The sequence below is a fragment of the Pedobacter sp. ASV28 genome, from assembly GCF_016428855.1.
Taxonomy (GTDB): Bacteria; Bacteroidota; Bacteroidia; order Sphingobacteriales; family Sphingobacteriaceae; genus Pedobacter.
The window spans coordinates 36,718-63,118 of sequence record NZ_JAELTN010000006.1 but is presented as its reverse complement, the minus strand read 5'-3'; the positions used below and the strand labels follow the sequence as shown (position 1 = coordinate 63,118).

Annotated in this window: 17 protein-coding genes; 8 read left to right on the top strand and 9 right to left on the bottom strand. The window is 49.8% G+C overall.

Annotated elements, in window-relative coordinates; translation table 11 throughout:
• Nucleotides 1–229: 229 nt before the first annotated feature.
• Nucleotides 230–1,114 (top strand): hypothetical protein, encoded by an 885-nt coding sequence (locus JHD79_RS03460; protein WP_199117804.1) that lies wholly within the window; start codon nucleotides 230–232, stop codon nucleotides 1,112–1,114.
• A 32-nt stretch (nucleotides 1,115–1,146) separates the two neighbouring features.
• Here JHD79_RS03460 and JHD79_RS03455 read toward each other — a convergent pair whose 3' ends face one another.
• The 9 genes from JHD79_RS03455 to JHD79_RS03415 form a co-directional block, all read right to left on the bottom strand.
• Nucleotides 1,147–6,501: an N-6 DNA methylase gene (locus tag JHD79_RS03455; protein ID WP_199117803.1), complete on the bottom strand. Its 5,355-nt coding sequence runs from the start codon at nucleotides 6,499–6,501 to the stop codon at nucleotides 1,147–1,149.
• Entirely contained in the window at nucleotides 6,488–6,925 is a 438-nt protein-coding gene (locus JHD79_RS03450; protein ID WP_199117802.1) for a DUF1896 domain-containing protein, read from the bottom strand. Before JHD79_RS03450 ends, JHD79_RS03455 begins: the two co-directional genes overlap by 14 nt.
• Before the next feature lie 99 nt (nucleotides 6,926–7,024).
• Complete coding sequence (locus JHD79_RS03445) at nucleotides 7,025–7,618, bottom strand: MT-A70 family methyltransferase (RefSeq protein WP_199117801.1); 594 nt, start codon at nucleotides 7,616–7,618, stop codon at nucleotides 7,025–7,027.
• A gap of 176 nt (nucleotides 7,619–7,794) precedes the next feature.
• Nucleotides 7,795–8,676, bottom strand: a complete 882-nt coding sequence (locus JHD79_RS03440; RefSeq protein WP_199117800.1) for an ORF6N domain-containing protein — start codon at nucleotides 8,674–8,676, stop codon at nucleotides 7,795–7,797.
• A complete protein-coding gene (locus JHD79_RS03435; RefSeq protein WP_199117799.1) occupies nucleotides 8,673–10,760 on the bottom strand; it encodes a type IA DNA topoisomerase in 2,088 nt (695 codons plus the stop codon). Before JHD79_RS03435 ends, JHD79_RS03440 begins: the two co-directional genes overlap by 4 nt.
• Nucleotides 10,761–10,776: 16 nt before the next feature.
• On the bottom strand, nucleotides 10,777–12,228 hold the full coding sequence (locus JHD79_RS03430; protein WP_199117798.1) for a DUF3945 domain-containing protein: 1,452 nt from the start codon (nucleotides 12,226–12,228) through the stop codon (nucleotides 10,777–10,779).
• A gap of 77 nt (nucleotides 12,229–12,305) precedes the next feature.
• Entirely contained in the window at nucleotides 12,306–12,620 is a 315-nt protein-coding gene (locus tag JHD79_RS03425; protein ID WP_199117797.1) for a helix-turn-helix domain-containing protein, read from the bottom strand.
• A gap of 151 nt (nucleotides 12,621–12,771) precedes the next feature.
• Nucleotides 12,772–14,013: a hypothetical protein gene (locus JHD79_RS03420; protein WP_199117796.1), complete on the bottom strand. Its 1,242-nt coding sequence runs from the start codon at nucleotides 14,011–14,013 to the stop codon at nucleotides 12,772–12,774.
• 355 nt (nucleotides 14,014–14,368) lie between these two features.
• Complete coding sequence (locus JHD79_RS03415; RefSeq protein ID WP_199117795.1) at nucleotides 14,369–15,277, bottom strand: LytTR family DNA-binding domain-containing protein; 909 nt, start codon at nucleotides 15,275–15,277, stop codon at nucleotides 14,369–14,371.
• 141 nt (nucleotides 15,278–15,418) lie between these two features.
• Between JHD79_RS03415 and JHD79_RS03410 the strand changes: the two genes are divergently transcribed.
• The 7 genes from JHD79_RS03410 to JHD79_RS03380 all read left to right on the top strand — a co-directional run bounded on the left by JHD79_RS03410 (nucleotide 15,419) and on the right by JHD79_RS03380 (nucleotide 26,071).
• Nucleotides 15,419–15,796 carry a hypothetical protein gene (locus JHD79_RS03410; protein ID WP_199117794.1) on the top strand — a complete coding sequence of 126 codons (378 nt, stop codon included), beginning with the start codon at nucleotides 15,419–15,421 and terminating at the stop codon, nucleotides 15,794–15,796.
• 9 nt (nucleotides 15,797–15,805) lie between these two features.
• The gene (locus tag JHD79_RS03405) at nucleotides 15,806–16,423 is read left to right on the top strand and encodes an RNA polymerase sigma factor (protein ID WP_199117793.1); all 618 of its coding nucleotides are present in this window, start codon (nucleotides 15,806–15,808) and stop codon (nucleotides 16,421–16,423) included.
• 100 nt (nucleotides 16,424–16,523) lie between these two features.
• Nucleotides 16,524–17,945 (top strand): serine hydrolase, encoded by a 1,422-nt coding sequence (locus tag JHD79_RS03400; RefSeq protein WP_199117792.1) that lies wholly within the window; start codon nucleotides 16,524–16,526, stop codon nucleotides 17,943–17,945.
• 168 nt (nucleotides 17,946–18,113) lie between these two features.
• Nucleotides 18,114–19,337 carry a FecR family protein gene (locus JHD79_RS03395; RefSeq protein ID WP_199117791.1) on the top strand — a complete coding sequence of 408 codons (1,224 nt, stop codon included), beginning with the start codon at nucleotides 18,114–18,116 and terminating at the stop codon, nucleotides 19,335–19,337.
• Nucleotides 19,338–19,529: 192 nt separating this feature from the next.
• Entirely contained in the window at nucleotides 19,530–23,144 is a 3,615-nt protein-coding gene (locus JHD79_RS03390; protein WP_199117790.1) for a SusC/RagA family TonB-linked outer membrane protein, read from the top strand.
• Nucleotides 23,145–23,161: 17 nt separating this feature from the next.
• Nucleotides 23,162–24,526: a RagB/SusD family nutrient uptake outer membrane protein gene (locus JHD79_RS03385; protein ID WP_199117789.1), complete on the top strand. Its 1,365-nt coding sequence runs from the start codon at nucleotides 23,162–23,164 to the stop codon at nucleotides 24,524–24,526.
• 9 nt (nucleotides 24,527–24,535) lie between these two features.
• A complete protein-coding gene (locus JHD79_RS03380) occupies nucleotides 24,536–26,071 on the top strand; it encodes a TlpA disulfide reductase family protein (protein ID WP_199117788.1) in 1,536 nt (511 codons plus the stop codon).
• Nucleotides 26,072–26,401: the final 330 nt, after the last annotated feature.

The following is a 26,401-nucleotide window of genomic DNA, read 5'->3' as shown; positions in this document are numbered from 1 at the left end:
TTCTTGCCCGTATGGTAACCTTAGGCGACCACCCTAAAAAATGATACCTTAAAGAAAATTTCAAGTGGTCCTTTCGGGTTGCCGACCAACCAATTTTTTAACTAAATTTACCTTAACCGAGAAAACATTTCCAATCATCGCAACGAAAAAACAAAGAAATTAGCCGCCGAACGTTAGCGACGGGTTTAGGAGAAAATAAGTTTAAAAAATTAGTAACTTAGGCATTGCTATGTTAACATTTGACGAAATAATATACCTACGGGATAAGCTAGCAAGCGGTGGAATTGACATTAAATCCGCACAGGCACAATATTGGAAGGACTTTAAAGAGGGGCAAAAGTCTTGGGATACAAAGGACTGGAAAGAAAGAAGGGCAAAAGTTATCAAAGACCAATGTGAAATATGCAGCAGTAAACATACCCTGACAATACAGCACCTTTCGCATCCCAAAAGATATTCCCAGTATTCAAGGGATGTTACAAGGGCATATACCGAGGAATACATCAACGCCGCTTCCGAAATTGATAAATCTGAGCTTAGTGGTTACCTACTAAAGCATTACGATTACGTGCCCGTTCCCTTATGCCCAAATTGCGATGCTAAAAATCCAAACGAAAGGGTGAGAAAAAGTCCAAAATATCGCTGCGCCGATTGCAAGCACGAGTTTGATGAAGCAATCTATAAATCGGTAGATGAGCTCATTTCTATTTTTTACGAAAATGAAGAGGCATACGAGGTTCGAGATAAGTGTTTTGTATCAAAAGATAAATGGAGGAACGAGAATAATCTGTCAAGCGTTAGGTATTGGTTGCAAAGAGCACGAGCGAAAAATAAGGATGCCGAAGAGATTGAGAAAGAAGCGTTTTTGCTTTATCTGGACGACTGTATTAAATATCTTTCCTTTGAGGATACCATAACCGCCTGCAAAAAATGTGCCTATCAATTTGATATAAAAAGGATGGAACTATGTCCAGAATGTAAACAGCATTACAAAGGACTTCAGTATCCAACCTGTATTCAATGCCTACCGGAAGAAAAGCGAAAAGCTGCACTGGAAAGCATCGAATTTGGAAAAGAATGGCAAGAAATGCACAGAGAACTCGGAATTGAGTAAAAAACCGCCGCCAACAGCGGTTTATTAGGGTATCAAATTGCCTTTAGGCGTACAGATATTATTTCATTTTCCTGTGAAGCATTTGTCGTGTTTGTTTCGCCCTGCTCTTTGTTGTCCGGAGCGATAGACAGTTGTATTTTCCTGTCGATAGCAGCGAGTTCGATTTTCATTTCATTCAGCCTGTCTTCCTTTTTCCATGTTCCGTTGACAACTTCCCGAAGTATGGGAAGATCCTTTTGCAGTTCGGCAATTTTCTTTTCCTCCTGCTCGATGTAGCCGGGCAGCTTTTCGAGTGCCTTGAGAAAATTCATGGCCGCCGTTTCGGGGTCCTTGGCAATGATGCCGTTATTGAAGGCGTACTTGATGTTGCCCTCACCCTGTACCAAAAAACGGTTGGTTCTTATGTCCACGCCCTCTTTCTCCGACATTTCGGTTTTGACCAACAGCGTAAATCCGTACAGCGTACCGATTTCTTCGTACTGACCGCCCGTTCGTGCCTTGTCCGCAAGCTGGTTGAGCTTTGCGCCAATCTGCTTTGTTTCCGCACTTGTAGGCAGACCTTCCAGGCGTACAGGGTTTTCAACGGTACCGTCCGGGCGTTTTTGCACTCGCTGTTGCAAGTTTTGCCAATCAAGGCGCATGCGGTCCAACCTCGAGCCGGCAGCCTCCAACGTCGCCGTAACATCCTCCAACTTGTATTTGGACCTGAACTTGGAACGGTTGAACGCCTGTTTTTCGCTTTCCAGTCCGGCAATCTGTTTTTCCAGCTTCGCCTTTTCCAGCAGGTCGGTATTGCCGGAAAGTATGGCCACATATTCCGAAAAGTTCATGCCCGATTTCTCGTCCATGCTGCCTTCGTCTATGGTACGCTTGCCCAGGTTGTTGTTCTTCAATTGGTCAATAAAAAGCTGTTTGTTGTACAGCAGGTTGAACTTATAGCTGTCGAGCGATTTTTCCACGGCGTATATGATCACGTCCACTTTGTTGCCGGCGAAAAACTTGGCAATCTCGTTTCCCTTGCGGATGGCCCTCCCACCGCGTTGGGCCAGGTCGCTCGGTCGCCACGGCGTATCCAGATGGTGCACGGCGACGGCCCGTTTCTGCGCATTAACGCCGGTACCCAACATATCGGTAGAGCCGAAGAGCACACGTATCCTGCCCTGGTTCATGCCATCGATGAGCTCCTTGCGTTGCCTGTCGTTTTTGGCCTCCTGTATAAAGCGGACTTCGTGGGCGGGGATGCCGTGGTCTTCCACGAGCTTGCGCTTGATTTCCGAATACACGTTCCATTCACCGGGCTTGTAGGTACCCAGATCGGAGAACACGAACTGGGTTCCTCTCTGAGCATTGAACCTGCTGTAGTAGCTGGCGATATTGGCGGCACAATGCGAGGCTTTGCTGTCGGGATGGTCGCCGTATCTGCTGCTGACCATTCGCATATCGAGCGACATCTTGCGGGCGTAATCCGTTGCGATCAGCATTTTGGCTTTCTCTTCGCTTTGCGACAACGGAGCCCTGCCAAGCAGGGTTGCGTCACCCGTTTTGGCAAACTCCATCAGTTTTTTGATGAAGGCGTCCTGCTCCGGCGTCGGCGGGATGTTGTAGAGTACCTCGTTCTTTTCCGGACGGTCAATACCGATGTCCCTTGCTGTCCTGTAATCGGTGATCTCCGAATAGAACTGGGCCAGTTCCGGCACTTTGATAAAGTAACGGAAGCGCTCTTTTGATACGATGTTGTTGGCCACGGAAAACTCATAATCGGTAGTCTTCCTTGCGTAGATGGCCGCCCAGGCATCAAAGCAGTTGATGCCCTGTTTTTCCAGTGCCAGGGGACGCAGGTACTTGAACATAAGGTAGAGCTCGGTGAGCGAATTGCTTATGGTGGTGCCGGAAAGGAAAGTCGCCCCGAGGTCCTTTCCGGTACGCTCCTGGATGGTGCGGATGGCAAAAAGCAGGTTCATGGCCTTTTGGCTGCCGGCCATATTGCCCAGACCCGCCACACGCTCATGGCGGGTATTGAACATGAGGTTCTTGAAACGGTGGCTTTCATCCACCAGCAAATGGTCAATTCCCATCATCTTGAAGTCCACCACATCGTCCTTGCGGCCTTCTATGTCGTGTTCAAGCGTCTTGAGCTTCACTTCAAGGTTTTGTTTCCTTATGAGAACGCCTTTGAGCATTCCCCTTGAAATTTCCTTTCCCTGCGCCTCCAGAGCGGCCAGGTTGTCCTGTACGCTGTCCAGTTCGGCCTGAAGGATTTCCTTTTGCATCTCGGGCGATTGAGGTATCATGCCGAACTGGTCGTGGGTAAGTATCACGCAATCCCAATCGTTGTTCCGGATGTCCCCGAAAATCCTCTGCCGCTTTTGCGGCGTGAAATCTTCTTTTCCCGGATACAAAATTCTGGCATGCGGGTAGGCTTTCCTGTAGGTTTCGGCGATCTCGTGGACATTGGCTTTTAACCCCATAATCATGGGTTTATGCACCAATCCCAAGCGCTTCATCTCCTGGGCGGCCGTGCACATGATGAGTGTTTTTCCCGCTCCCACCTCATGGTCGCAGATGGCACCGCCATTGAGCTTTATCATCCATACCGCATCCTTTTGGCTGGAATAGAGATCCCCGATGCCCAGGGCTTTTCTGTCCAGTCCCGGAAAATCCTGATGGCTGCCGTCGTACTGCGGCCGCACGAAGCAATTGAAGGTGTCGTTGTACCGATCGGTCAGGCGTTTTTTGAATTCGTCGTTCTGTGAGTGCAGCCAATCGGTGAAGGCGCTGCGGATCTCGTCAATTTTGGTGTTCGCCATCTGTATGGCCTCCATGTCGCGAACCTTTGCCTCCTTGCCGTCAATGGTAATTTTCTTTGTGATATCCGGTGTGGTATTTACCAGGGCATGCTTAAGCAAAGCAATCCCATCGTACGTGCGGCTCTCGGATTTGACGGCGTATTTGTCCCATATATGCACATTTTTGCTGGTGCAGTTTACGTTGAAGTCATCGCTGCTTTCGGCATAGTGGACGCGTACCTCGGTATCGAAAAGATTGGAGGCGAACCGGGCATAGATGCCGGTGGGTATCCAGCGCTCGCCGAGGTTGAAATCCAGCTCCTCAAACTCGATACGCCTTGGCCGGGCCGCTTCCAGAGCGGCAAGGCTTTCTTTTGCCTCGACAGCATGGGGATTGCCTTCGAGGAAGTTCTTTGCGGCTTGGGCTTTTTCGACGATGTTGCCCGCAATCCACCTCTCCGATATCTCGTATTGCATTTGCATCGGGTTGTAGAAAATCCGTCCGCGTAGGGCCTCCTTCAGGTCGTCGGCCGGCATGCCGCTGATCCCGGACATGTAGTCCAGGTCCACCGTGCCGTATTTGTTCAGTGAGGCGGCCAGCGCTTCATCGGGGCTGCCCGCAGCCAATGCGGTAACGGAAAAGCTTACGGGACGCTCGAAGATGTCCGCCTTATGGACCACGCCGCCCACGACGCGTTCCAGATATGGCAGTTCCTTACCGGAACTGTCGGTTTTGATGAGCTTGATGTTATCTGCACTGTTGAGGTTGCCAAACCTTTTCACAAAAGCGCCGTACAATGTGTTGAGTTGTTCCCTTTCCGCTTTATGCTCGGTCTGTAGCCGGGCTTCTTTACGGTACAGATCGAGGTAGGCATCCCTTACGGAGATGTAGGCTTCGGCCCTTGTTTTCTGCAATGGAGGCAATGGCAATGGGTGGAACATTGCCTGGCCCTTGCCGTTGTCAAAATCCTTTAGATAGCCCACCCAACCCTTATCCACGGCGAGGCAGCCGTCTCGGTGAACAGGCTGTAATCCTTTGGAGTAAATGGCCGGTTCGGGGATAGGGTTTCCTTCAGGAGCCTGTTCGGTCCCGCCACCCGCGGTCCCGCCGGAAAACAGGTCACCGATAACCTCCCGCATATTGATAGTGGCGGCAGCGTCCTGCTTCTTTGGAGGGGCTGAAACAGGTTGTCGCATCAGGCCGCCGAACAGGTCGGGCTGGTTTTTCGGAGCAGGCTTGTTTCTTTTTGGCGGCTGCCTTTTCGCTGCGACTGTCGTGGGTACGAAGGCCGTTTCTTCCAGGTCTTCGAACAAATCGAAAATGCTCAACTGCCTTTCTTTTGCCGCAACGGTAGCGCTGGCTACCGGAGCAGGGAGCGGCTGTTGCTCAGGCCTGGTGGCTTGCGGTTGGGAAACGGTGGGCGCAGGCTGCGCCGTTGGGGGAAGTTTCATGACAGGCTCGTCGTGGCCGCCGCCCTTGTACAATCCCGTATCCAGTCGATCTGAAAAGTCCTGCGAGAGCTTTCGCTTCAGGTCTTTGGCGATGCCTTCCACACCGCCTTGATGTTCGTAGATCAAGGCGGGCTTACCGTACATATCGGTTGCCCTGTGCATCGAGGTATGTATGATGGACTGCGGCGAGGCGAACAGCCGGTTGCTGTAGCTTCCGCAAAACTGCACTTCCATTTCCGAAAGTTCCTTTTTGGCGACATTTTTCTGAAGGACGATCAGGTCGCTGCCGACCTGCGTGCCGGCATAGTCGGTGAAAAGGTTGTTGGGCAAGCGGATGGCCGACACCAGATCATGCTGCCGCATCAATTCCCTGCGGATAGCTTCGTTCCTCGGGCTGTTCAGCACACCTTGCGAGGTGATGAAGGCGAGTATCCCGCCATCGCGGAGCATGTCGGCTCCCTTCAGGAAGAAGTAATTGTGCAGGCTTCGCGCTGCCTGCACTTTAGCAGGGTCATTGCTTCTGGAATAAGAAAGGTCGAATACGGCCGTATCGCCGAACGGGATATTGCTGGCCACAACGTCATAGCTGCCGTGTTCCCGTTCTGGTATTTCCTCAAAGCCTGAGATCCGTATCGTGCTTTCGGGATAGAGCTGCCTTAAGATTTTGCCCGTAAGCAGATCCTTTTCGTAAGCGGTAACCTGCGGTAGGTCACTATCCACAAAGGCCTGTATGAAAGAGCCGATCCCGGCGGCGGGCTCCAAAAATTTTTGGATGCTGACCCCGCTTTCCCTAAGGGAGGCCGAAATGGCATCGATAACCAACGGCGGGGTATAGAATGCGGTAAGCACCGAACTGCGCATACTCTCGATGTACCTGCGGTATTGTTTTTCATCGGCTGCGTTCTCTTTTAGAAGCCGGTGAAGTTCGCGGGTAAGCGGGAAAAGATCCTGCTCGGTCTTTCTCCATTGGCTGATGTCGTTTTCGGCCTCCGCTGGGTTCAGCACGAACTTAAGACCGCCAAATCCGCTATATCGCTCCAGCAGCAGCCTTTCGTCTTCGGAGGCTTTTCGGTGCTCCCTTTCCAGTACAAAGGCGATGCGCAGCGCCTCGATGTTCTGCTGGAGATGCTGACGTTTACCAAAGGCCATTTTCGTCTATCCAGATGGCGATGGTTCCGGTCAGTTCGGTGTAGAGCAGTTCGAATTCCGGTGTCTGGGCAAAATCGTCGGTCAGTTCGTAGCCCGCAAAAACGCCCCGGCATACAGACAGCATCCGTAGGGCGAAGGGCCGCAGTTCCTCATCTGCCATTATTGTGTCGAACTCGTTGCAGACGACCTGAAAAACGGTGTCAAACTTGGAAAAGCCCAGTCCCCCGAAAAGGATGTATTCGGCGATATGCTCGCATTGCCCGATGGGGTTTCCAGCAAGGAAAGCCCCTTCATAGGCCGTGGCGGCCCAATTGGAGCGCTGGTCGATGAATTTCGTGTCCCGGGCTTTTTCCGGAAAGCTGGTCTTGAGCAATTCCAGTAAGCGCAACCGGAAATAGGAAAGGTCTTTTTGTTGAGTGTCCATACGATGTGATGTTATGATTTGCCTGACGGCCAAATTAGCACTGGCGGCGGCTGCCTTCGCTTACGCGGTACGCATTGGCTTTGGGCGGCTGGATTTGGCCTATCGGGGCATTTCGATCGAATGCTCCACCTGGTTTCCGAATACGTCCCATCCGGAAAAAGGGCTGGCTGCACTGGCTTGTGCCGCCGGGCTTTGCCTTGCGAAGAGTTCGAGCCGGTCGAGATCCCCGAAGAGGCGTACGACACGCTTCCTGATCTCGTCGGGTTTCTCCGAATGCCGGCCACGCGGGGAAATCAGTACCTGCGGCACATCTTTTGCCTGTCTGGCCAGCGGTTTGCCTTTTGTGAACAGGAGCACGATTTCGGCATTGGCCCTGGTGTAGTATCCCATCCCCACAAAAAGCCTCCCGTTGTTCCTGTTGGTCTTCACCCACGTAAAGGCCACCGTCTTGTAGACAAAGCCCCATGCCCGTCCCAGGGCCAAAGCCTGTTCCAGGCAGGGATAGGTTGCCCACATGAGCAGTACACAGTCGGGCTTGCACAGGGCGGCGATGTTCATCCCTTTCAGAAAGTCCGGGCTTTGGGTCGGGTAGTGTCGCTGCGCACTCCGTCCGGCCCCCTTCATGCCCCACACGTTGAAGTGCCACGGAGGGTCCGCGTAAATGATGTCATATTTTTTGGCCTTCCCATTCATCTGCCTTCCAATTGGTTACACCTGTTTGCCATGTTGATGGCTAATGTATGGCGGCACGATACGGGAGGCGTAATGGTGGCTTCCAAAGGCGTCGCAAGGCGGCCATAGGCATGGCATTGGAAAATTCGTCGTCGGAAGTTGACGGGATAAAAAAAGCCTCCGAAAACTCGGAGGCTTCATGGCCTTTTCAAGATCTGCAGCATCCGACCAGCCTCGGTGTCCATTCTCGAAAAGGCGAACCATTTCTTGCCCAGGTCCTTCAGGGAGGCCCCGATGTGGTAGAGCTGGGTATCGTCGATAATCAGAAATCGGTCGTGTGCCTGATGAAGAATTTCAATCCCGATGGCGGGATACTGGCTGTCGTGCCGCTGGCTGTCCAGCCGCAGCTGATCGCTGATCCTTTTGGTGTAGATGGTGGCCGCAACCGCGGCGGAGCGTTTCCCCAAAAGGGTAAGCACCGTATCGTCCACGTAATTATCAATGAGGATAACAGAGCGTTTTGCGCTGCGGATAATGTCGCAGACAAAGGTATAGGCGTCAAAAACCTGTCCGTCGTAGAAAACGCCTTTTTCGCTGTGGAGCTTTCCGTTTTCCAGCGCCCTGAAGATTTCCCCGAATTTTTGGTCCGCCTCGAAGAATTTGAGCTCCATCCTGTCCAACCGGTGGAACAGTGCGGCGTTGTTGACCAGCATCCTGCGCATTTCCACAAAGGCGTTCATGATCTCGACACTCACCTTTACGGCGGTTTCGCTGCGGAGTACCGCCGAGAGCATGGCTACGCCCTGTTCGGTAAACACGTAAGGCAGATAGCGCCGTCCCCCGTGTCCGGTGCTTGAGGTTCCAGATTGGAACCTCAAGCTTTCGCTTTCCGCTTCGGTCACCCGGAAACAAAACGTCTCTGGAAACCGGTCGAGGTTCCTCTTCACCGCTTTGTTGAGTATTTTGGTTTCCACCTGGTAAAGCAGGGCCAGGTCGCTGTCGAGCATCACCTGTTGTCCCCTGATACCATAGATCTGGCGGCCGATTTCTTTTTGGGTGACAATGCCATTGTCCGTCATTTCGTTTGGGGTTTGCTTTTTTCGAATTCGAACGAGCTTTCCGCTTTTTCGTTCAGTACGATATGTGCATTGAACGTTTTGCCGGCTTTGCTTCTCATGCCCTTGATAAGGGCGGTCCTGCCCGTATTTACAAGACTTTCGATATCGTTCAGGCCGATCTGAACGCCGCACACGTTACGGAACTGCAACCAGTTGCAGCCCTCGTGGGGGCACTTGACGATTTTCTCCCGAATGACCAGTTGCTGCTTTTTGCACTTCGGACAGGCAAGCTTTGGCAGGTTGGACGGTGCCGCACAAGTTTGCAGCAGTTCTTGGGTAATGGATAAGGCATAGCTTTCCATCTGCTTCTGGAAAGTCCGCGCGTCTGCCTGTTCGTTTTCGATTTTCTGAAGCGCCACTTCCCATTCGGCGGTCATGCCCACATCGGCAATTTTCCTGTCCTTGACCAGTCCGTAAACCTGTAGCCCTTTTGCGGTGGGAACGAGTGATTTCTTTTCCCTTTGGATATAGTTACGGGCAAACAGCGTCTCGATTATGGCGGCCCTGGTGGCCGGTGTGCCGATGCCGATGTGCTGTAGGGCTTTTCGCTCCTCCTGGTTGTCTATTTCCCTGCCGGCGGTTTCCATAGCCGACAACAGGCCGGCCTCGGTATAGAGCGCCGGTGGTCTGGTTTTCCTTTCCACAACGCCGGCCTGCCTTATTTTGAGTTCGTCGCCTTCCCTCAGTTCGGGCAGCTCCTGCAAGGCTTCCGCATCATCATCGGAGAAATTTCCCTTGATGGCACGCCAGCCGGCTTCCAGTATCTTGCAGCCTTTCAGGGCAAAATCATGGTGCTGCGCCGCCAAGGTGATATCGGTCAGTTCCTTGGTGCAGGGTTGGGAAATGGCTTCCAGAAGCCGCAAGGCGATCATGTCGTAAACGGCGTTGTCCTTTGCCGGCAGTGCCGACGGGATCTTCCCGGTAATGAGCAGCCCATGATGGTCCGTTACCCGCAGATCGTTCACCATGCGTTTGTTGTAGCGGGCCCATTTCACTTTTTCCACCGCCTGCCTGCAGGTTTCCCGATCCTGCAGAGCCCTGACCAGGTTGGGTATTTCGGCCCACATGTCCTCGGGAATGTACCGGCTTCCGGTACGCGGGTAGGTGATGAACTTCTTTTCGTACAGGCTTTGGGCAATCTCCAGGGTTTCCCCGGCTGAGAGGCCCAGCTTTTTGTTGGCCTCCTTCTGAAGGCCGGTAAGGTCAAAGAGCAAAGGCGGCTGTTCGGCAACCGCCTTCGTGGTGACGAGGCTGACCTTGGCCATATTCCCGTTTCTCTGTAGGGACTTCAGGACATCTTCGGCCAGTTTTTTTTCTTCCCAGGTGTTTTTGGAAAGGCTTTTGAAGTCGATGAACTCCCGGGTGTGGGACAGCTGTATCTGCCAGTAGTGGCGCACTTGGAAATCCGTATGCTCCAGATAGCGCCTGCAGATCAGCGCCAGCGTTGGGGTCTGCACCCTTCCGAGTGAATATATGCCGTCGGCAGCGGCGATGCTCAGCGCTTGGGAAGCGTTGATGCCCACGAGCCAGTCGGCCCGGCTCCTGGCTTCGGCGGCCTGGTATAGGCGGTCAAAATCTCGGCCGGGCTTCAGGTTGTCAAAGCCTTGCCTGATGGCTTTCTCGGTCAGTGAACTGATCCAGAGCCGCTGGAAAGGCTTGTCGCATTTGAGATAGTCGTAGATGTAGCGGAATATCAGTTCGCCCTCGCGTCCGGCATCGGTTGCGGCAATAATGCTTTCGCTGCGCCCGATGAGCTCGCCGATTATCTTCAGTTGCCTGACGGCACCGGAATCGGCGCTGTAGGCCTTGTCCTTCTTTATTTTGCGCACCGTGAGCAAGAATGGATCGGGCAGTATCGGCAGGGAAGCTTGCTGAAACCCAGAAATGCCGTAATCTTCCGGCATGCCCAAGCCCACAAGGTGCCCAAAGGCCCAGGTGACGAAATAGCCGTTGCCCATCAGGTAGCCGTCCTTTTTTTCGGATGCGCCCAACAGGCCGGCGATCTCCCGGGCTACACTTGGTTTTTCTGCAATAACTGTTTTCATTGCCGTATCTGTTTAGTTAGAGCTTTCTGCCTTTGGATTTAGCAGGTTTTTCGGGTTTTTCCTGTTGCGCCTGCTGTTTTTGGCTATCAGGGTCCTGCTGTCCAGATTTCAGCGGTTCCTTGATCTTCTTTGTCGCCTCGTTGGTCTTTCCTTCCGAGTTGACCGCCGTCTGCGTTTTATGCGGCTCGGTAGGCTTAATCTGATCCTTAAGCTGGTTGGGATTTTTGAACGCGAACTCCACTTTGTTAGTTTCCTTGTTTAGCGTGATATAGCCTTGGTACTCACTGCCTTTCTTGTCTTTCAGACCACTCAGATAGACGGTTTGGCCTTCCTTCAGCTGCTGGTACTGGTTGTCGTCGAGTTCTTTTCCCCTAAACGATCTGGAAAGCTCGCCGGACTGGTTTTGCCCACTTTCCTGCGAGTGCGCATTTGGGCCGGTCCTGTCGAACATAAATTCAACAAAACGTTTGTCCGCATTAAACTGCACCAATGTGTCAAATGGTTCGCCTTTTTTGGAGAGCATCCCCTCAAGGTACACGGGTTTGCCTTCCATGAGCGTTTGCTTCTGTTCCTCACTCAGCGCGACGCCCTTGATTTCGTCGGGGATTTTCATGTACTTAGTTTGCAGTGCAATCAATTCGTTGGTGAGTTTGTCAACGCTGATAATCGATGGCATAACTTCGTTGGTTTTGGGATGTATCAGATCGACCACACGCCCCATATTTCGGGTTTTGAGCAGGTTTTCCTTGTCTTCCTTACTGAACTCGTGGCCAAAAAAAGCAAAGTCCAGGTTGGGCGCTTTTCTGATGCCGTGGATAGCTGCAACAACTTTGCCTTCACCGTTTGGCTGGAGGGAAATCCTCGCATCCATCCTGATAATGGCACTTTCCAGGTTCACGCTGACAGGGTACAGCTCGTTGGTCTTGTAACCTTTCAGTAATGGTTCTAGAACCTTCCATTTTTCGAGTTTTTCCTTGCTCAACCCAAGGTTGTTCATGGTTTCCCAGTCAATCTGCTCCGGTCTATAACGGAATTCTCCCGTTTCCGGTGGTGTGTGTGTAGTTTCCATATCGTTTTTATTTTCTTGTTTGTTATTCTTCACCGCATCGGCTTTTACCTCATGCTGTCTCATTAGCTTTTCGCCTTCGGGTGTTGGGCTTTTCAGGTGCTGCTGCATCTTTTCGGCGGCCTCGATCGCAACGGAGGCCGGCACCCTGAAAAACGAGAAGTTGGTCGGATTTTTCAACTGGCGGATAAAATTGGAAAAGAAGTTGGAAAATAGGTCGCCCCCTCTGTCCACCTTCATGAACTGCTCCTGGTGCTTCCTGTCGGGATTGACCGCTTTCAGTTTTCCGTTCTTGTCGAGGTCCTTTACGGCCTGTATCTTCTTCTTCGCCCTGTCCAGCACCAGAAGGATATCCGATAACTGCTCGGGAACCTGCTGCTTCTCTATACGCTGTTTGTCCATTACCTATTTTTTTTGGGTTGCAGTGCCGAAAATAAAGGGTGTCTTTGCCTTGCGGCTTTCTCCGTCCCCCGTCGGCATCATTTGTCAGCGGTTGTCTTTGTCCTGGCCATTGGCACACTGAAGCTTTCCCGCATAAAATGGTGTACGTCCGACAGCTTATAGTAGAGCTTACCGCTGATGGTATAATAGGGCAACCTTCCCGATGAGCGGTAGCGCTGCAGCGAGCGGTTGCTCACCTTAAGCATGCGGAACAGGTCCTGGCTGTCCAGCAGCACCTCGCCATCCAAAGCGTTACAGTTCGTCTGCGCCTGGTTGAGACGCTCGCCCAGGATGTCGAAGCGCTCCATGATACGCTCCATCCAGGCCATAAATTCCATTCTGTCGATATTCATAGCTTCCCAAATCAAATTGTCCGACACAAAGTAACTGTCGGGCCATTGGGCCTACAAGTCCAACTTTTGCCGTACCCTTTCTGGAACCGCTGGAACCTTTGGTAGGCCTGCGGCTTTGTCGGCCGAGGCAGGCATAGGTTGCGATCGGAATTCAGTACCCCTTTATCTTTTCTATCATTTTCTCCAGTGCCGCTATGGCGATCTCTTTGTCCCGCTCTTCGGCGACGTAAGATTTGCTGCGCATACCGTCGTAGGAAAGGTTTTCCCGATGGGGTGTGGAGAGGTGCGGCACGATGGTACGGAAAACCTCGTTCATGGATTTGGCCACCAAAATCCTGAGCTCGTCCGCCGCCCTGATGATCATGCCGATCTGGTCGCTGGAAAGTGCGCAGCGTACCTTTTGTAACTCGTTTCCGCTTTTTTTGCCGCCGATCCCGATGTCGGGAGCAGGAACATCCGTTAGGCTGGCCCTCATCTTCAGATACGTCAGTTCCTGACCGAACCAATTGCCTATTACCTTTGGCAGGTCATGGTAGTCCGGATTGAAGACCAGCCCGGGCTTTCGGGGGGTCTGGTTGAAGTTTTTCTGGCAGAGCAGCAGCCGCTCGGTCTTTTCGTTCAAATTTTGGCCCGAGGCGATCATCTGGCCAAAACTGTGCGTCAAATTAGCGATATAGGCCTTGCTGTTAAAATTCATGTAGATCAGCGCCTCGTTCAGCTGCCGCACAAAATCGGCCTCGGTTGCCTGCCAGTCGAGATCTTCGAGCCTGCCCACCAGCTTCTGATAGTAGAGTATGCTGCGCATGGTGGCCACAAACCTCGCTTTGGGAGAGTTTGTAAATCGGCGCAGTATTTTCATCACGATCTTGCAGACCGGATTGTTAAGGGCGGCCTCCGGGGCTTTGGCGACCAGTTTGTCGATCCTTTTTCCAAGCGAACTCTTGGCCATCTTCAGGTAGGCGTCGTGCACCTGAACGTCCATGCTAAGGTATTGTGGGAAGCGGGTTTCGATGAAGGAGACCAATTGCTCCAGGCAGGCGGATATTTCCACGTACAGGCAGGAAATGTCCTGAGCGTTTCTGTCCAAGGCCCGCTTTCGGTTTTCGGCGTTCTTGTCAAGCAAAGCGATCAGTCCGCAGTAGTGCTGTTTGACCACAAGACCTATTTTTTTCTTGTGGTCCATTGCAAATACCTTTGCGCTGAGGGTCAATTGGAGTTTGGTATTTTCATTCTTCAGCCTGTCGGTGATTATGCGTAATTCTTTTGCGCCCAGGGTAAGGGCTTGTCCACTTTCGGGATCAAGGGTATGCCTGATGAGCATATCCAGCCATTGCAGGGGATAGTCGTTGCATTCTTTTGAAATCTGGCTTACCGGGATTAGAGTAGGTTCCATGACGGGAAAGATTTGGCTTAGTGGGAATAATAATCAGGCCTTGCCATTTTCGGGGTAAAACGACAGGCGTTACGGGAATACGAATGCGCCTTTTTGTTGGGGGCATTCAAATAAAATCCGGCGGAACTCGGGAAAGTTCAGGGAGGGCTCATCATGTAATAAGCGGTATTCGGCACTTATCTTTTGGGGCGAAAGGCCGTAAATACTCGCCTGTACAAATAACAGTACTATTCCTGGCCAGAAATCAATACAGTCATCACAAGCTTGTGCGGGTCAAAAGGCTTTCGCCACAAAACCCATTGTGTGAGAATTAAGTTACTAAATAAAATGTTTCCGGCCAACCGTCACCTCAATTCTATCGGTCCATCCAAAGCCTGAAGGCCGCAACCCGGTCTTCGCTCACCATGCAAAGCCGTTTGTGCTGGTCGGGTATTTTGGTGCCCTTTTCGTATGGTGCTGGGTCTGGAAAGACCTCCAGCGTCTTGTTTTTGCCGGGCCGATAAGAACCGCAGGCGTTGAAATTTATGATCATTTGCCTGTTGATACGGAAAAACATGCGCCTGTCCAGTTTGGCCTCCAGCTCTTTCAGGCTACCGGCTATCTGGTAGCTTTCACTTAGCGTTTTCATGTCCGCGGTACGCACAAAAACACAGTTTTGCAAAAGGTAGCAATAGCTGATGTTCTCGGGCCTCAACGGAACCGAAACCGTAGGCGTGTTGACAACCAAGATCTCCTTGCCGTTATCGCGGCGTTCCGGCTCCTTTCCGGCCAAAGGCTCTTGGACACGATCGTTGGCACTTGAACTTTTTAAGCGCAGAAACGAGTTCAGCCCGAAGTAATAGAGGTTCATGGTGAGCAGCATAGTCACCACCAAGGTATAATCCTGCTGCAGGTAGGTAGTTTCGAGGATATTTTTCCCAAATATGCCGAAGAAGAAGGCCGCCAGCAAAAAGGCGAAGAGCGCCGGGGCAAAAAAGCCGATAAGCAGCTGCCACAGCAACCGGTTCAGGGTATCGGCATGCCAGTCGAAACGTTTGTCGAGCCGCACGGTAACCCAATGTATGTAGTTTACCAGCAGGGTCGCAATCACAAAGCTTCCCAAAAGGCCGCGCCAATAGGAAAACGTGAACAGGGCCTGGAAGAAGGTATGATCTTCGTTGTAAAGGACGATGATGTGGGCAGCGACCAGGCAGAGCGCTATGCGCAGGTATCGGTCATTATAATCTATTGGATCAATCTGTGGCGTTCGGTTCAAAAAAGGCATAGGCGGTAGCTCTCAAAATGATGGGTTAGCCGAAATCCATAATCATGCCCAATGTTAAAATTTTATTGATATTTTATCGAAAAACTATTATAATTGCTTATAATCTAAACGTAACCAGCCATTTGAAAGGAGATTTTAAGAATGCAACAAGAATTGCTTACGCAGGAAGGTGTAAACAGCAAGGTCAAAGACCTGCTCGGACTGGGCAAGGCAGCACTTGAAAATGAGCTCGCGGCCATCAGTTCGGACCTTAAACAATGGACGCGAACTAATTTTGACCTTACCGGGCTGCAGGACAGTTACCTCGACGGGCTGCCGAGCACTTATCTCGACCTGCTTTCGGCGGAATTGGTAAAAGCACTGCGAAACCGCCTGCCCGTTACGCTAACGAAAGACGGTGAAATCATAGACCGTAGCAGCAAGTTCTTCAGGTTTGAAAGCACCATCATAGCCACGTTCACTACCGGGCTGCGCGAAGAGATTTCCGGAGAACTGAAACTCAGGATTGGCCACACTTAGCATTACCGATTGAAACTGACCGCCGCCACCGATGAAAGGGAACTTCTGCAAAAACTAATTGTTGGAGACGGACAGGCCTTTGATCTTCTCTACCGCCGGTACAGCGGGCGCATACTGGGCAATATCCTAAAGATGGTAAACGACCGCGAGATTGCCAAGGAACTTTTGCAGGACGTTTTCTTGAAAATATGGCAGAAACGTTCCACCATAAATCCCGAACAGTCTTTCCGGTCCTATCTCTTTACGGTCTCTAAACATCTGGTGTATGATTATTTCCGTACTGGGGAACTGGAAAAAAAGGTGCAGTGCTACCTGACGGCGGTAAATACCGAACTTTATACGCATGTGGAGGAAGAGCTGGAGCTCAAAGAGAGCAGCCTGCTGCTAAAAAAAGCCATAGACAAACTACCGCCGCAGCGCAAGCAGGTGTTTACCCTGTTTAAACTCGAAGGCAAGAGCTATAACGAGATCAGCGAGATACTGGGCATTTCCACCTCCACCATAAGCGACCACCTGCTGAAAGCCAACCGCTTCATCAGGGCCCAGATACTTTCCGTGATCGTACTTTCGGCATTTTTTAAAATTTGTGATTTTTCTTTTTTAATGACAGACAATATCCACTTTTGATGGCAGACCGCGTGGCTGTCTCTGGCCGACCTGCCATTGCAGGATGCAATATTTTTAAGTTATTGGCGTCATTTGTAGAGGTAAACAATAATTGACCTATATGAACAAATCCAGTCTTATTATTTTAACCGCCGTGTTCGCATTAACAGGTATCACGTTCGATAGTAAAGCCCAGACTGCCCGCATATTGGTGGATGAGGTTAAGGATTCCATCGTGACGCGCTACAATCGCAATGATTTTAGGGGCATTTACAAGCTGGCGGATACCAGTTTTTCTCATCACATCAGCGAACAAAAACTGGTCACTTTCTTAAGCAATAACCGTAATTCGGGCAATATTATCAAAGACACTCTCTTATCAGCGGTCAATGGCAAATACGTTTATTTGCTGGAATGCCAAAGCAGGGATCTCAAACTGACCTTGCAGGTCACCCCGGAAAAAAAGTTCACCGATTTTGGTTTTTCAACGGTCGTACAGCACTTGCTGGAACAGCCCAAGCAAGTGCGCAGCAGCAACCCTTTGCGCACGCCGCTGGACCGGGCGGTAGACAGTGTGGCCCGCGCCTATTTCCGCAACCCTAACAGTACGGCACTTTCCATCGGTATCATCAGGAACGGCAAGCGCTACATTTACCATTATGGGGAGATTAAAAAAGGCACCGACGTGCTGCCTACCGATGCTACCGTTTATGAGATCGGGTCCATTACCAAAACCTTTACCGCTACTTTGCTGGCCCATGCGGTCATTGCGCACAAAGTAGCGATGGACGATGATATCCGCAAATACCTGCCGGGTGATTATCCCAACCTTAGCTTTAACGGTAGCCCGGTCACTTTCCGGGATCTCGCCAACCATACTTCGGGCTTACCGGAAATGCCCGAGGATATCGGCTCACAGCCGGGTTACGACCCGCTGATGCCGGAACTGAATTATGATGCCGGGCATTTTTACGCGGCGCTGCACCGGGTGAAACTGGATACTGTCCCCGGTTTCAAATTCCGTTATTCGAACTGGGGTTACGCGCTCCTCGGGCATCTGCTCGAAAAGGTTTATGGTCAGCCCTACGCTGTGCTGTTGAAAAAATATATCACCGTTCCCTTTGGTATGAAAGATACCTGGTATACACTTACGCCCGCCCTAAAGCAAAAGATGGCTGTTCCTTACAGTGATAACGGCCGGTCTAATATTTATGAGCAGGAGGGAATGTTCGGGCCGGCCGGCTATATCCATTCATCTATTGCTGACCTGCTCACTTACTTATCGCAGCAGATCAGCGAAACGGATGCCGCAGTCAAACTCACCCATCAGCCCACCGCGAATAACCTCGGCTTAGCTTGGGGGGTCGCCCCACGCAAGGGTTACCGCGATATACAACACAACGGCAGCACCATGGGCTTTAATTCTCACCTCTCGGGATTTCCTGAACTGAACAGCGGCTGTGTGATACTGGTCAACAACCGGGTTAACATGGGTAAATTAATTGCAGGGATACAAGAGATTGCGAGGAGAAAAGATTTTTAATAAATCAAGTTTTAATACGTTCGATCTAATCGTTTCCGATCTTACCGCATCAGGGCCAGATACTATCCGTGATCGTGCTTTCGGCATTTTTTACAATTAATTAATTTTTTTTCGTTTGCCAGCAGGGAGTTTTCTCGTGCCGACCGTATTAGCTGTAAAAGGCAGGTTTTGGAAACACGACAACTACGGGAAATTTTTCTGCGCTACGTCAGCAAAGAGGCATCTGAAGAGGAAGCGGAAGCTTTGCTCGAACATTTCAGGTCGGGCAAGGACGGCGAATACCTACAGGATCTGATAGCGGAACACCTGGATGGCGAGATGCCACCGGAGTTCGAGCAACAGCCCGACATACAAGCGATGCTCTCGGATGTGCACCAGAGCCTGAAGCGAAAGCTACATGACGCGCAAGCCCAGACCAATAAACCCCTACCCGACGAAACCGGACCGAGACAGACCATCAGAAAACTGCTGCCCTGGCTTTCGGCCGCGGCCATAATTATTGGGGGCATTGCCACCATCTGGTACTTCTACCTATCGGCCCAGAGCGTCGTAAAACCATCATCGCAGTTTGCGGCGGCAACCGATCTTCCGCCCGGTGGCAACCGTGCCACGCTTACCCTTGCCGACGGCAGGAGCATACTGCTTGACAGCGCCCGCACCGGGCAACTTGCCGAGGTGGGCGGCATGCGCATCAGCAAGACCGCGGGCGGGCAGGTGGTCTACGAAGCCAACGGCTCCGGAACCGCACAGCCCAATACCATCAGCACGCCCCGTGGCGGCGAATACCGCCTCCTTTTGCCCGACGGGACACGGGTTTGGCTGAACGCTGCGACAACCTTAAGTTACCCGAGCCGCTTTACCGGGGCTGAGCGAAAGGTGAAACTGAGCGGCGAAGCCTATTTTGAAGTGGCCAAAGACAGCAGGCATCCTTTCATCGTGGAAAGCGACGGGCAGCAGGTAAAGGTTCTGGGAACCCATTTCAACATCAACACCTACCAAAGAAATAGAACAGTGACCACGCTTGAGGAAGGCTCGGTGCGTGTGCTCGGTTCAGACCGACTGACCCAGGGCGTGGTGCTTAGCCCTGGCCAGCAGGCCACAGCACAGGGCACCGGCATAACGGTAGGCCCTGCCAACCTTGAGGCGGCACTGGCCTGGAAGAACGGCCAGCTCTATTTTGCCGATACAGACCTTGTCCGCGTACTGGAGGAGGTTTCCCGCTGGTACGACGTGGATATCGAATATAAGGCCGCGCCATCTGCCGAACTGTTTACCGGAGGCATTAGCCGTGGGGCAAGCCTCTCGTCCATGCTCAAGGTACTACGGCTAAGCGGCGTACAGGCCACCCTGCAGATGCAGGGCACCAGAAAAAAACTGATTATTGAACCATAAATGAACACCAAAGCAACAGAATTGCATACCCTTAAACCCAATTGCCCATGAAGTAACACGAATTTAATTTAGGTTAATTAAATAGGCCCCAAATAAAAAGCCGGGAAACGTTTGGAGACGTTCCCGGCTAAAAGGGCCAATTGCGAAAACCAGCTACTACACAGATTTTTCAACTAAACCCAACACTAAAGTATGAATTTTTTTAATATCCGCCGCCATGCGCCCCCGCGTTGGCCGGTGGCCGGCCGCCTGCACGGAAAATTTCCCGAAGGGCTCAAAACCAAGATCATCATGCGCATAAACCTTGTCATATTGTCCGTAACCATTGCCTGCCTACAGGTAGCCGCGGCCAGTGTCAATGCGCAGTCCATTACCCTTAAAGTGAACAACGAGCCCATAAAAACCGTTTTCGAGAAGATCAGGAAACAGTCGGGCTACCTGTTCTTCTACCGGAACGTGCGCCTCAAAGAGGCCGCGAACGTTAGTCTGGAACTGAAGAATGTGCCTTTACGTGAAGCGCTGGACCGCGTAATGAACGGCCAGCCCTTTACCTACGACATTGTGGAGAACACCATCGTGATCTTGGAAAAGGAAAAAAAACCGGCGCAGGGCAGCAACAGGCAAACCGTTAACGGTCAGGTGTTCGATGAGCAGGACAAGCCGCTGGCCGGGGCCTCGGTTGCCGTAAAGGGAACGGACAGAAAAACAACCACCGATGCCGAGGGCAGGTTTAGGCTGGCCGATGTGGAGGAGAACGCTACCTTGATCGTCTCCTACATCGGTTTCCAGACCCGCGAGGTAAAGGCGGGCAACAACGTTGTAATCAGGCTGCAATCTGCCACTGCCAACCTCAATGAGGTATCTGTGGTTTCCACCGGTTATCAGTCCCTGCCCAAAGAAAGGGCAACGGGATCGTTCGTTCAGATAGATAACCAGTTGATTGACCGACGGGTGGGCACGAATATCCTTGACAGACTGGATGGGGTAACCAGCGGTTTAATATTTAATAGCGCAAGTACAAAAACGCAAAACGACCGATTGGGGATCAATATTAGAGGCAGAAGCACCATTGACGTAAAGGTAAATGCCAGTCCACTTGTAGTTGTGGACAATTTTCCATACGAGGGAGACATAAACAATATCAACCCAAATGATGTAGAGAGCATCACCATCTTAAAAGACGCCGCCGCCGCCGCAATATGGGGCGCAAGATCGGGTAATGGGGTGATTGTAATTACGACAAAGAAAGGCCGTTACAACGATGCCTTAAACATCCAATTCAACAGCAATATTACTATTGGGGCCAAGCCAGACCTTTTTTACAGCCCGGATTACCTCAATGCGGCCGAAACTGTAGAACTGGAAAGGACCCTTTTTAATTTTGGTTACTTTGACAATGATCTTGCCAATACTGTCACCTGGCCCGTCTTGTCGCCAGTTGTGGAATTACTGGCCCAGAAAAGAGCAAACCCCGCCTTGGCTAATGAAGTGGAAGCCAAACTGGCAGCGTTAAAGGACAACGACCTGCGCAACGACTACGACAAATACGTTTACCGTAACAGCGTATTCCAACAAAATTCGCTAGGCCTGAGAGGCGGAAGTGCAAAAGCTGCCTATTCTGTTTCGCTCGGATATGACAACAACAAAAGCAGCCTGATCCGTACAGGTTCTAACAGGCTTACCCTAAACTCCTTTACGTCACTCAAGCCTACAAATAATCTCGAAATAACCTTCGGGCTAAACTACGTTCAGAACAGTTCGGAAAACAACGCGACCCAATTTGATTTCGCTACCGTCAACCAGGGCATTGGCAATAAATGGGGACGTATATTCCCCTATGCACGACTGGCAGATGATGAGGGCAACCATTTGAACGTTGAACGTGCCTTTAGGACAAGCTATTTGGTAAGTGCACAAAATAACGGACTGCTGAATTGGCGCTATAGCCCATTGGACGAAATTGACCAGAGCGATAATACGTCCAAAATAAACAATGTACTTTTCCGAACCGGTGTAAAATATAGAATTTTCGATTTTCTCAGTACGGAGGTACAATATCAGTTGGAAAAGCAGAACTCGACTACCAGAAATTACAGAAGCCAACAAACTTTTTACACAAGGGATCTTATCAATCGCTTTAGCCAATATAACAGCAGCACCAAAACCTACACCTATCCATTCCCTATGGGAGGTATTTTGGAACTAAATAAGAGTGACCTTACTTCAAACAACCTTAGATGGCAGCTAAACTTCGACCATCATATCGGCAAAGACCATCAAGTCAACGCAATTGCCGGGGCAGAAATACGCGAGGTGAAGACCGGTAGCATACCCCAATACTTATGGGGATATAACGACGATTTCGGCACTTCCGTAAATAATATCAATCCAACTATTTCCTATCCCAACAATCCATCCGGTTCCGCCACATTGCCATTGCCTTCTGTCAGCGTGGGTGGGACAACTAACCGCTACGTTTCCTACTATACGGCGGCAACCTATTCCTATAAAGAAAGATATTTGATTTCCGCAAGCGCAAGAAAAGATGGAGCGAATATATTTGGCGTAAAAACCAATGACAAGGTAGTGCCGTTGTGGTCGGCGGGCGTGGGTTACCAAATAAGCAAGGAAGATTTTTATCCGCTAGCCTTTCTCCCGTACGCAAAATTACGGGCTACATACGGCTTCAACGGCAATGTGTACAACGCCTCGGCATATCTTACCGCTCAATATGCCACAAGCAGTCTGACGGGACTTCAATACGCAAACATTACAGCGCCACCAAATCCAGAATTAAGTTGGGAAAAAGTCAAAAACATCAATATCGGATTTGATTTCGCGACTAAAGGCGACATAATCAGCGGTTCGATAGAACTGTATAGAAAATATGGGCTAGACCTGATAGAGAGTGCCCCACTGGCTCCGTCCACCGGTTTTCAGAATTTTCAGGGAAATGCCGCCAGTACGCTCACAAAGGGTATCGACATCGTTCTTAATAGCAGAAACCTGACCGGTAAGCTAAAATGGAATACCAATTTCCTGCTTAGTACCCAAAAGGACAAGGTTACGGCTTACGACCCAACTTTTGCAGGCAGCACGCTAGCAACCGGCTACAATTTACAGACCCCGGGCTCGCCAAGCATCATACGGCCGGTCGTGGGCAAACCGCTTTTTGCCATTTTCAGTTATCAATGGGCGGGTATCGATCCTGCTAACGGCGACCCGCAAGGTTATCTTAATGGTGCGGTGAGCAAGGACTATCTGGCGATTTTGAACAGCGCCAATGCCAATAATCTTATTTTCAACGGTTCTGCAGTACCCACCGTTTATGGCAGCCTACGCAACAGTTTTAGCTACAAGAACATATCGGTATCGGCAAACATTACCTATAAGCTCGGCTATTACTTTCGCAAAAGAACCACCGCCCTAAATTATCAGGGAATAGACCTGCTTTCCCATTCCGACTATGTGAACAGATGGCAAAAACCGGGTGATGAACTCAACTCGAACGTTCCTTCTTTGGTTTATCTGACCAACGCCAACAGGACAACATTCTATCAGCATTCTGAAATACTGGTGGAAAAAGCGGACCACGTCAGATTGCAGGATATAAGTCTGGACTACAATATTGACAAAACGATATGGAAGAGAATGCCTTTCCGCAGTTTCCAGCCTTACGTATATGCAAAAAATCTAGGGCTTTTATGGCGTGCAAATAAATCCGGATTGGATCCAGACTATATCGTATTCCGCAGCTATCCCGAACCGCTAACCGTGGCTTTTGGATTAAGGGTAGGTCTAAATTAAGAAAGAGAGGAAAAAAAATGAAAAGAACCGTACTTACAATATTTGTTATAATATGCCTGGTCTCGTGTAAAAAACAAGACCGGTGGTTGGACGTAAAATCCAATAAGGCCGATATCGTGCCGACGACGTTGACCGACTTTCAAGCACTGTTGGATAATGATCTAATTATGAACGACAACTACCCGGGATTGGGAATTCTTGGTTCCGACAACTTGTTTCTAGCCCTTAATGCCTGGCAATCGGGAAATGCGACCGAAAGGAATTCCTACCTCTGGGCGTCGGATATTTTTGAAGGGGCATCGTCTGCCGATTGGTCCTCTCAGTACCAAAAGGTTGCTTACGCCAATATAGTGTTGGAAGGACTGGAAAAGGTACAGGACAAAACCAGCATTGCATATAAAACCATTAGGGCCAGTGCATTATTCTATAGGGCCTTCGCTTTCTATTCGCTGGCGGCCTTGTTCTCCCCTCCTTACAATTCGGCCAATCTTGCTAAACCTGGAATTGTTTTACGTTTAGGAAGTGACGTGAACAAAACTGTTCCCAGATCAACCGTCAAGGAAACTTACGATAAAATAATTTCTGACCTGAACGCGGCATTGCCGGACCTTCCAAATCTACAGACGATAACAACCAAACCGTCGAAAGCGGTGGTATATGGTCTGTTGGGACGCATTTATTTAGCGATGGGCGATTATCCCAACGCTTATATAAACTCAAACGAGGCTCTTAAGCTCTATAGTGTACTCATCAACTTCAACACGCTAAATGCTGCCGCAACGTATCCGTTTCCGACCTTCCAAAACAAGAACGCAGAGGTCATTTTCTATGCAACCGCAGTAGGCTATGCCTCTTTCATCGCTTCGAGAATACAGGTCACACCAGATATTTTCAACGAATATCAAATTGCCGACCTGCGAAGAAGCTTGTTCTACAACGCCAACGTCAACGGAACTTTTTTCAGGGGCTATTACAGCGGGAGGAACGGCTACATATTTTCAGGGATCGCCACAAACGAATTGTTTCTTATTCGCGCTGAAGCAGCTGCTAGAACTAATAGGGTGCAGGAAGCGATGACGGATCTTAACAATCTATTGAAAACTCGTTGGTCTTCTTCCTCAACTTATCTGGACTTAAGCGCGACAAATGAGACGGAGGCACTGCAACATATTCTGAGAGAGAGAAGAAAAGAAATGCCCTTTACCGCTTCCTTAAGATGGGAGGATTTGCGTAGGCTGAATACAGACCAAAGATTTGCCACTGTTCTGACGCGCCAATTAAATAATCAAACCTATACATTAGAGGCGAATAGCGTAAAATACGTCTATCCCATCCCAAACATCGAGATCAGGATAAACGGTGTAGAACAAAACGAAAGATAAGAGAATATCATGAGCACCATAAAGCTAATTAAAACAAAGTTTTTATCGAGAAAATGGGTATATGTATCGATTTGCGTTCTATTGTCGTTGACCTCCGTATCGCTTGCCAGTGAACGCAAACGGACAATGATCTCCGGAAAATTCGAGTTGCCTGTAGAGGGAAAGATTTCCCTTCGGATACATAAATATTTCTTTCCGGCCAGGTCATTTCTCGATAGCAAAGCAGACACAGTGAATATCGTGAACAACGAATTTAAATTTGTGACAGATAACATAGATAGTTGTGGGTACGTATCAATTTTTTATCATGGCACCGATGGCATTAAAATAGACCTGAGCACCCTTCGCATGGTATTGATAAAGGCAGGCAGCCAAATATTTATGAAAATCGCGCCCCAAAGCATCTCTTTCAGTGGAAATGGTTCTGAAATACTGCGAGCGCAGTTTGAGGCTAATAAAGTTCCAAAATCGTTCTTTGAGCAAAATCCAATTGCTGCAGACAGCGTACAAAAGAACCTAGTAACCAGTGATCTTATCCAGTTTATGCTGAACAAACTTGACCAATATTATAAGTTAAAAAAAGAGATTATTGAAAGTTATAAGGATAAGTTTGACGCCGGTCTTTTAGATAAAATTTTAGCATTTTACGAAGGTGAAAAGTTAAGCCGTACATATACCGTCGGCGGCCATTTTAATAACGCTTTCAACTATTATGATGAAAGAAAAAGGGATGCCATACTGCGGTTCTACGTGCAACAAGTTCACGGGCATAATCCTGTTGCAGACCAATCCTCCAGCTTAGCTGACGTTCCTTTTTACGCCTTTGCCGAGCTTGGATATTTAAAGGATAAAATTAAGTTTGACAATAAAAATTTTGTTTATCGGTCCCAAGAGCTGGTTCCCGTGCTCTTCGATACAATTTGCAAAAATTATTCCGGCTTGTTCAGGGAGCGAATGCTAATGGAGTTCATTGCCGACATGTCGCTGGGCAGCCATCCGGATTTTAGCAAGTACTGTGTGACTGTCGATAAAATGATTTCGAAGAGAGGATATAAAGAGATATTGGCAAACTACTTAGTGGCGCAAACCGGTGCGCCCGCATTTCTTTTCAGCCTTCCGGATATCGATGGCAAGATGGTGGCGTTGGAAGACTTTAAGGGTAAGCTTATTGTCGTCGATTTTTGGTTTTTGTCCTGCGCGGCATGCGCCGAATTGGAGGAATACATGCGACCGGTCAGAAAAGCTTTAGAAGATCGGGATGATATCATATTTATCAGCATAAATGTCGATCTAAAAAAAGAGAATTGGATAAAGGGGCTGAAATCGGGACAATACACAGATATGGGTAATAAAAACATTTCCACATTCGGCCTTGGCACACGCCATCAGGCATTTACCTATTATGGGTATAGTGGTTGTCCCCAACTACTTATTATCGATAGAAATCTGAATATAATAAATTCACAAACTAATCGCCCAAACTCTCGCGAAAGCTCTCTTAGTTTCCTACTGTACTTGCAAAGGCTCGCTTCCAAATATGATTGACAATCGCTGAAAAAACAAATCAGGGAAGCATAGTGCTTCCCTGACTTGTCTTATTGAAATTACTCAATGTAGGTCGCGTTTTCGTTCTGATCGGCCGGAACATAGGACGATCCACTTAGAACGAAAGTACAGACTTGGTTGTCTGCGGCAATGCACCGGCCAGGCGCAGTGTCTTTGGGTATCCATCCTGACAGAGAATTAACGTATTCTCCAGGTGCGCTTTTGGCTGTTGTAAACGCACTGCCTGCCGCGAAAACAACGGCTGCCACGAGCAAAAATTTGAAATTTTTCATGATTATAAAGTTTTATCGGTTCGTCCAACCTTTTAAG